Genomic DNA, 3,935 nt, shown 5'->3' on the forward strand with positions numbered 1-3,935 from the left:
ACCTCGGCAGGTGTGTAGCCGGCATAAACCGGAACGGTGGGCTGCTCATCGGTGAACAGGATCCAGTCCCGGGTCTTCTTCGGCAGCTTGCGCCAGGGAGTGTCGACGTCGTGCCCGAGGGTCACCAGGATGTCCCGCAGGTTCTGTCCCTGCCAGGCACTCGGCCAGGCCGCGACCGCGCGCTCACGGATTGTGAGGGTATCGTCCGGGACCATCGAGCGCTCGGTGACATCGTGGATGCGACCGATGCCGTGGCAGTTCGGACACGCCCCCTCCGGCGTGTTGGGCGAGAACGACTCCGCATACAGCAGGGCTTGCCCTCGCGGATAGTCGCCAGCGCGCGAATAAAGCATGCGTAGTAGGTTCGACAGTGTCGTCACGCTGCCCACCGAAGATCGCGTCGTCGGAGAGCCCCGCTGCTGCTGTAGCGCCACAGCCGGCGGCAGACCTTCGATCTCGTCGACCTCGGGGATCGACATCTGGTTGAACAGACGCCGGGCGTAGGGCGAGACCGACTCCAAGTATCGCCGCTGCGCCTCCGCATATAGCGTGCCGAAGGCCAGCGACGATTTGCCGGATCCGGAGATACCGGTAAAGACGACCAGCGCGTTTCGCGGAATGTCGACGGATACGTTCTTGAGATTGTGTTCTCTGGCGCCACGCACACGAACGAAATCCCCGTGCGGACTTGTAGCGGATGGGGACACGTGCTTGGCAGATTTCATGATGCCTCGCACGACTCGCTTCGGCGCCGGACGTGCGGCACGCCCCCTATGTGCGCGGATAGAGCGGTTGAAAACTGCAAGGCGCGCGGCCCGATCGATCTAGCCATCATACGGATTTGTTGAGCTCGTCGTCCTGGCGAGCAAGCACCTGGGCGATGTGCCATCCTCGAAAAAGGACTGGATTTCCGTCAACGAATTCTATCCTGCCGAGGCGCCTCGCGGCATTCAATTCGTTTTCAGTGATGCCGATCTTGGCCGCGGCTTCAGAGGCCTCGTAGAGATGTTCAGGCAGGAGATACAACTCTGCACAAATTTCGAACTCGCGCTGGGTGGGCATTGAGCTTCCTACGGGTTGAGAGCAGTGATTATCCCGCCGGACCAACGGCCGGGCGATCCACGTTGTTTTACAGCGGAACCTACAACGGTTTCGAACGTGCGGTGTTCCCCGTGCACCTTGCTCACGGACAGCTGCTTTCGACACGACTTTGCGGGCGCATCGCCGATTGGACGAAGAATCGGACTCGGAACTGCGGGCTCGGGCGGTTAGCGAGCACCGGTGGGCCGAGGACTAGATTTCACGTTCCGTTCGTGAACGGCCAAAGGCTCGAAGACCCGGTAGGGGGTGAGCTTAAGGAAGACGCCGCGGCTTGGATGCCGAACCGCACAACCGGCCGTCGGGCTGCTGACGCCACCTGAAAACACTTCAGACACCTATTCCAGAACGATCCAAGCGGGGGCGTGATCGCTCGGGTCCGGCTTGCCTCGGACCGCCCGATCCACGCCGGCGTCCTTCAGCTTAGGCAGCAGTGCAGGGCTGACGAGCAGATGGTCAATGCGAAGGCCGGCGTCGCGCTCGTACCGGTTTCGCCAATACGACCAGAACGTAAACATCGGTTCATCCGCATGACATTCCCGCAACGCGTCAGTCCAGCCCTTCTTGAGCAGCGCCGCGAAGGCCGCCCTGCCCTCCGGCTGCACCAGCGCGTCCTTGTCCCAGGACTTGGTCGGGTAGATGTCGGCCGGCGTCGGCACCACGTTGAAGTCGCCGGCGATGACCATCGGCGCTCCCGACTTCAGGAGCTTGCCGGCGTGCGCATTCAGCCGCTTAAGCCAAGCCATTTTGTAAACGAACTTCGGTCCCGGCTGCGGATTGCCGTTGGGCGCGTAGACGCAGGCAATGAGTACACCGTCGACGGCGGCTTCGAGGTAGCGGCTTTGGTTATCATTTGCGTCGCCGGGAAGCGTCCGACGGGTCACGACGATCTCCGACTTCCTTGCCAAAATGGCCACGCCGTTCCAGGTCTTCTGCCCAACCCACGCGGAGGAATAGCCGGCTTTCCGCAGCGCCGTCTCCGGAAACTCGGCCTGCGCCGCCTTCAACTCCTGCAGGCACACGACGTCGGGCTTTGTCGATCTGAGCCATGCAAGCAAGCTGGGCAGCCGCTTGTTCACATTGTTAACATTGAAGGTCGCGATCTTCACGCGGTTTCCGCCACGCGGTAAGGCTTGAGGGCCGCGAACCAGCCGGCATACGACGTGTCCTTCACGAGGTGCCGGTTGAGGTCCGGATCTCCGTCCGTCCACCAGACGGGCCCACGTTCTCCCAAGGCCTGCTTGGCCACACCGACTTCGCAATGGGCTGCAGCCTCCGCTTCGGCGTCTCCTTCGTGTCTCGCCGTCTTCACCGCTCGCCGGGCCCGCATGAGCGCTGACACCAACTCGGACTTCTTGCCCTCGGGCAGGTCCGGGTTCGACAGTCGCCAGAGCCGCCCCTTCACCACGAAGTAGCGCCGGTCCGGAGTGACAGGATACTGCAGTGCCATCGCCGTCTCAGATGAAGGGCTTGCCGCCGGTGACGGCGATAGTGCTCCCGGAGACATAGCTTGACAGCGGGTCTGCCAGCATCACGTAGGCCGTGGCGAGCTCGGCGGGCTGACCGGGGCGCTTCATCGGCGTCTGACTTCCGAAGGACTTCACCGCGTCGTCCGGCATCGTGGAAGGAATGAGCGGCGTCCAGATCGGTCCCGGAGCCACGGCGTTGGCGCGGATGCCTTTTTCGGCCAGCATCTGAGCGAGACCGCCGGTGAAGTTTTGGATGGCGCCTTTCGTCGTGGCGTAGGCCAGCAGCATCGGGTTGGGCATGTCGGAGTTAATCGAAGCGGTGTTCACGATCGCGCTGCCGGGCTTCATGTGCGGGACGGCCGCCTTGGCAAGGTAGAACATCGCGTGGATGTTCGTCCGGAAGGTCAGGTCCCACTCCTCGTCGGTGATGTCGCCGATGTCTTTGAAGGTCGCCTGATGGGCGGCGTTGTTGACAAGGATGTCGATGCCACCGAGCTCGTCGACGGCGGTCTCAATGATTGCCCTGCAATGCGCCGGGTCCTTGATGTCGCCCGGTACCAGCACCGCCTTGCGGCCCTCGGCCTCAACGAGCTTCTTCACCTCTGCAGCTTCGTCGTTCTCACTAAGGTAGGCGATCACGAGGTCGGCGCCCTCCCGCGCGTAGGCGATGGCGACGGCGCGGCCGATGCCGCTGTCCCCACCCGTGATCACGGCTTTCATCCCTTCCAGCCGGCCCGATCCTTTGTAGCTGGTCTCGCCGTGATCCGGACGAGGCTGCATAGCGTCGGTCGAGCCGGGCATTGCCTGCTTCTGGGATGGGAAAGGCGGCTTGGGATGGTTGATCGGCATTTCGGAGACTCCAATACAAGTGCGCCTGTCACAATGAATGCGTGGGGTTGTGGTTCCCGCCTGCCATTGCCGCTCGATCTGGGCCATTCGGATCCGCAGCCGCCATCCGATCGAACCCGCAGCGCCCCCGGACCTTCGGACATTACCGAAGCCGGCGGAGGACCAAAATAGACTTGGAAAGCGACATTCGATTCATGCGGGAGGCGCTCAAGGTGGCGATCGAAAGACGGCGCGGACCCCGCTCCGTTGCCGATCGGCTGCGTTATCGTCATGGAGAGATCGTCGCCGCTGAGCGCAATCACGTCGCCCGGCACCTGACGCCATGAACTACCCGGCTCAGGTCCCCGCCTGCATCAACCGCATTGGGCGAATTTGAAATTGACGAAATGTCGGACTGACGGCAAAATAATCCGATGGGACAGGCCGAACGACCGACATGCCCTGACTGCGGGGCTTTCTTGATCCTGGCGCTGCCTCTTGGCGGCAAGGGAAAGCGCACGCTTCAATGCCTCGACTGCG

The 3,935-nt window shown here is 62.6% G+C and carries 5 protein-coding genes and 1 pseudogene; 1 reads left to right on the forward strand and 5 read right to left on the reverse strand.

All coding sequences use genetic code 11. From position 1 onward, the window contains the following. The 5 genes and pseudogenes from JWQ24_RS24455 to JWQ24_RS24475 all read right to left on the reverse strand — a co-directional run. A pseudogene (locus tag JWQ24_RS24455) lies at positions 1–725 on the reverse strand (excinuclease ABC subunit A); the annotation flags it as partial. Between the two features lie 106 nt (positions 726–831). Then, positions 832–1,062 carry a hypothetical protein gene (locus tag JWQ24_RS24460; protein ID WP_299813770.1) on the reverse strand — a complete coding sequence of 77 codons (231 nt, stop codon included), beginning with the start codon at positions 1,060–1,062 and terminating at the stop codon, positions 832–834. Between the two features lie 374 nt (positions 1,063–1,436). Then, a complete protein-coding gene (xth, locus tag JWQ24_RS24465; protein WP_299813773.1) occupies positions 1,437–2,207 on the reverse strand; it encodes an exodeoxyribonuclease III in 771 nt (256 codons plus the stop codon). After that, the gene (locus tag JWQ24_RS24470) at positions 2,204–2,548 is read right to left on the reverse strand and encodes a hypothetical protein (protein WP_299813776.1); all 345 of its coding nucleotides are present in this window, start codon (positions 2,546–2,548) and stop codon (positions 2,204–2,206) included. Before JWQ24_RS24470 ends, xth begins: the two co-directional genes overlap by 4 nt. Positions 2,549–2,555: 7 nt before the next feature. Continuing rightward, positions 2,556–3,416, reverse strand: coding sequence for an SDR family oxidoreductase (locus JWQ24_RS24475; RefSeq protein WP_299813779.1), 861 nt, complete (start codon positions 3,414–3,416; stop codon positions 2,556–2,558). Between the two features lie 173 nt (positions 3,417–3,589). Here JWQ24_RS24475 and JWQ24_RS24480 point away from each other — a divergent pair, with 173 nt between their 5' ends. Beyond that, complete coding sequence (locus JWQ24_RS24480) at positions 3,590–3,742, forward strand: hypothetical protein (RefSeq protein ID WP_299813782.1); 153 nt, start codon at positions 3,590–3,592, stop codon at positions 3,740–3,742. The last annotated feature ends 193 nt before the right edge of the window (positions 3,743–3,935 follow it).

The sequence above is a fragment of the Tardiphaga sp. genome (genome assembly GCF_028290495.1).
Taxonomy (GTDB): Bacteria; Pseudomonadota; Alphaproteobacteria; order Rhizobiales; family Xanthobacteraceae; genus Tardiphaga.